At 70.3% G+C, this 3,889-nt stretch carries 4 protein-coding genes; 3 read left to right on the top strand and 1 reads right to left on the bottom strand.

What is annotated here, in order from left to right:
* Positions 1–403, top strand: a 403-nt coding sequence (locus STRIP9103_RS52100; protein WP_324605703.1) for an acyl carrier protein, incomplete at its 5' end; no start/stop codon positions are given.
* Between the two features lie 88 nt (positions 404–491).
* Here the strand turns inward: STRIP9103_RS52100 and STRIP9103_RS30160 are convergent.
* On the bottom strand, positions 492–1,664 hold the full coding sequence (locus tag STRIP9103_RS30160; RefSeq protein WP_009326755.1) for an MBL fold metallo-hydrolase: 1,173 nt from the start codon (positions 1,662–1,664) through the stop codon (positions 492–494).
* A 150-nt stretch (positions 1,665–1,814) separates the two neighbouring features.
* On the opposite strand from STRIP9103_RS30160, the gene STRIP9103_RS30155 reads away from it, so the two are divergent.
* Together STRIP9103_RS30155 and STRIP9103_RS30150 are read left to right on the top strand one after the other, a co-directional pair.
* Positions 1,815–2,993: a glutamate dehydrogenase gene (locus tag STRIP9103_RS30155; protein ID WP_009326753.1), complete on the top strand. Its 1,179-nt coding sequence runs from the start codon at positions 1,815–1,817 to the stop codon at positions 2,991–2,993.
* A gap of 49 nt (positions 2,994–3,042) precedes the next feature.
* Positions 3,043–3,657: a TetR/AcrR family transcriptional regulator gene (locus tag STRIP9103_RS30150; RefSeq protein WP_009326754.1), complete on the top strand. Its 615-nt coding sequence runs from the start codon at positions 3,043–3,045 to the stop codon at positions 3,655–3,657.
* The last annotated feature ends 232 nt before the right edge of the window (positions 3,658–3,889 follow it).

Below are 3,889 nucleotides of genomic sequence, written 5' to 3'. Positions count from 1 at the left end.
ACCCTCGCCGTCAATCAAAAAATCACCCTATCGGGAGAATTCTCGACGCGTTGACGGTGTCGGTGATCACTTCCACGAGGGTGTCCGCGATCTCCTTCCATTCGACGACGGTCATGGTGAGTGGGGGCAGGAGTTTGAGTACGTGTCCCCGTCCCGAGGTCTCGGCGACGATCGAGGCGCGGAACAGGTTCGCCTGCACCCGGTCGGCGGTCTCGGTGTCGGCGAAGCGGAGGCCGCTCATCGCGCCCTTGCCGACGATCTCGGCGGCAACTCCCTCTTCGCCGTCCGCGTCGGAGCGGCCCTTCGCGCTCGCGGCCTGCCCTCCCTCCGCCTGCGCGAGCTGTACCGCAACCCGACCATCCAGGGCACGGTGGAAAGCCTCGAGGAGACGGCAACCGCCTGACCCGTACCGCACAGGACCGGCGCCGGGCCCATCCCCCGCCGGGACCCGGCCGCCCGATCCGGTCGTCCCATGGCCCCGGCGGAGGGCGTCAGTTCTCCGCCACCAGGTCCAACTGCTCCCCCACCGGCGGCCATGTGGGCCAACCGCCGACCGGCTGATGGGCCACGGCACGCCACCAGGGATTCACCGGCGGCGTGCTCTTCGGCTCGAACGGCTCCCCGGGCCGGGGTGTGGCCAGCGTGACGCCCGCCTCGTGCGCGACCCACATGGACCGCTCCCCGGGCTCGGCCCAGGGGTGCTGTGCCAGGTTGAACGTCGCCCAGTGGATCGGCAGGAGCACACCGCTCGGCTGTCCGCCCTGGAGGTCGAGATGGGTCTGCAACCCCTCCTCGGGCGTCATATGAATATCGGGCCAGAACTCACTGTAGGCACCGATCTGGATCATATTGACGTCGAACGGTCCGTGCTCGGCACCGATGTCCTTGAAGCCCTCGAAGTACCCGGTGTCGCCGCTGTGGTAGATCCGGTGCTCGTCACCGGCGACGGCCCAGGAGGCCCACAGCGTGTGCTGGTTGTTGCGCAGGCCCCGGCCGCAGAAGTGCCGGGCGGGGGTGGCGGTGAGGGTGAGGCCGCCGATCTTGGTCGCCTCGTGCCAGTCCAGCTCACGGAGCCGCCCCTCGGAGACGCCCCAGTGCTCCAGATGGGCGCCGACGCCGAGGGGGACCGCGAAGAGGGTGTCCGTGCCGGCCAGTGCCTTGATCGTGGGCATGTCCAGGTGGTCGTAGTGGTCGTGCGAGATGACGACGACGTCGACCGGGCCGAGCGCGGCCAGCGGCAGCGGCACGGGGTGCAGCCGCTTGGGCCCGGCGAAGGCGAACGGGGAGCAGCGCTCACCCCAGACCGGGTCGAAGAGCACCCGGTGACCGTCGATCTCGGCGAGGACGCTGGAGTGCCCCATCCAGGTGATCCGCAGGCCGCTCGCGGGCGGCTTGGAGAGATCGGCGAGGGTGGTGGAGTGCACGGGGACGAGGCCGGCCGGGGCGCGCAGAAGGCGCTCCTCCTTGCGGAACTGGCTCTTCGCGATCTCCAGCGCCACACCGCCCGAGGGACGAAGGCCGGCGCTCTCCGGATTCACGAAGACACCGTTCGCGAAGTGCGGGGATCTGCGGATCCGGTCCAGCCGGGCACCACTCGGGTCCGCGCCGAAGGCGGCGGGCTGCAATCCGCGCAGCCCCGAGCTCAGGGAACGGGAACCGGACACGGCACCTCCTGGTGATTCGCCAATGCTTTCCATTATGGTCCGCCCCTCCGACAGCGCCGGTCCCACCCCGCCCCACGCGATGACATACTGACCAACGATTCAGTAGCCCCTCCAGTTCCCGTCAGCCCCCTCGGTCGCTTGGAGCCCTGGATGTCCGCCCCCTTCCTGTCCCTCACCTGGACCGATCACGTAACGGACCGGCAGGGCTTCCTCGTCGTGGACCGGCTGGTACGAAGCGTGTCGAGCGGCGGCCTGCGGATGCGGCCGGGCTGCACGCTCGACGAGGTCGCGGGCCTGGCCCGTGGCATGACGATGAAGGAGGCGCTGCACTACGACCCCGAGGGCCGCTACATCCCGCTCGGCGGCGCCAAGGGCGGCATCGACTGCGACCCCCGCTCCCCGGAGGCGTACGGCGTCCTGGTGCGCTATCTGCGCGCGATGCGCCCGTACATCGAGAGCTTCTGGACGACCGGCGAGGACCTGGGCCTCACCCAGGACCTGATGGACCGCGCGGCGGCCGAAGCGGGCCTGGTGTCGACGATCCAGGCCGTTTACCCCCTCCTGGACGACGAGCAGACGGCCCGACAACGCCTGGCAGCCGCCTTCGCGGTCGAGGTGGACGGCATCGGCCTGGACGAACTGGTCGGCGGCTGCGGCGTCGCCGAGTCCGTACTCACAGCCCTGGACCGTGCCGGTCTGCCGTACACCGGCACACGAGCAGCCATACAGGGCCTGGGCACCATGGGCGGCGCCACCGCCCGCTTCCTGTCCCGGGCAGGGCTCACGATCATCGCGGTGGCCGACATCAAGGGCACCATCACCAACCCCGACGGCCTGGACATCGACTCCCTCCTGGCCGCCCGCGACCCACACGGCACGGTGGACCGCACGGCCCTCCGCCCCAACGACCACGAAGCACCGGCGGACACCTGGCTCACCACCGACGCGGACGTACTGATCCCCGCAGCGATCTCGTACGCGATCGACCCGACGAACCAGCATCGGATCACCGCCCGCCTGATCGCCGAGGCGGCCAACATGCCCGTCCTCCCGGAGGCCGAGGAACTCCTCACCGCACGCGGGGTGACGATCCTCCCGGACGTGGTCGTCAACTCCGCCACCAACGCCTGGTGGTGGTGGACCCTGTTCGGTGACATCGGCCCGACCGCCGACGAGGCTTTCGCGCACACCCGCCGCTCGATGCGCGCCCTGGTCGACCTGATGCTCACAAGCGCCGAAGCGAACAACACAACCCCCCGTACCGCCGCCCACACCATCGCCACCGACCGCCTCCCCACCATCACAAGCCGCTTCGGCCGGCACCGCTGACGAAACGACGCCGAAAGCCCGATCCGGTGGCCGTAGGTAGGGTTGCCGCGTGGGCAGGGTGCGGTTGAGCGTGGCCGAGCGGCGTGAAGAGCTGCTCCGGGCCGCCATCGAACAGATCGAGGCGCGCGGCGTGGCGGCGGTACGGATCGCCGACGTCGCCGGCGCACTCGGGGTGAGCAACGCCTTGGTGCTCTACCACTTCTCGACCAAGGAGAAGCTGGTCGCCGAAGCCTTCCGCTACGCCGCCGAGGAAGACCTGGCCCACCTCCGCAAACTACTGAACCGCCGCACGACCGCCCTACGCCGACTCCGCGCGGCCGTCCGCTGGTACGCCCCCACCGGCCAGGCCAAGGGCTGGCGCCTCTGGATAGAGGGTTGGGCCGTCTCCCTGCGCGACCCCACGCTCCGCGAGGTCACCCGCGACCTGGACAAACAGTGGAAGGCCGCCCTCACGCAGGTAATCGAAGCCGGCGTGGCAGCCGGCGAATTCCACTGCCCCGACCCCTCAGCAACAGCGCTCCGCCTGACCGCCCTCCTGGACGGCCTGGCCGTACAGATGACGACCTACACCGGAACCGTCTCCCGCACCCAAGCCCAGAAATGGACCGACGAGGCCGTCTCCCGCGAACTGGGCGTACCCCCCGGGCCCCCGACACCCCCCTAACCGCCCCCACCCAGCCCCACACTGGGCTGGCGTGGGTTTCACTTACCGGCGCATACAGGGTCACCAGGGGTGGCGCTGAGCGGGGGTTGGCTGCGCAACTCGGCACCACGAGGTGCCACCGCGCCCACCCTCCCCCATCGCCCCAGCGGCACGACTGCCCGCAGCGACGAACGGCGCGGCTGCCCGCAGCCGAGTGGGAACGGCGGGTCGGCCGCAAGACGGCGGAAGGGGC

The organism is Streptomyces ipomoeae 91-03 (assembly GCF_000317595.1).
Taxonomy (GTDB): domain Bacteria; phylum Actinomycetota; class Actinomycetes; order Streptomycetales; family Streptomycetaceae; genus Streptomyces; species Streptomyces ipomoeae.
The sequence above is the reverse complement of the archived record's forward strand: the minus strand, read 5'-3'. Positions and strand labels throughout refer to the sequence as shown.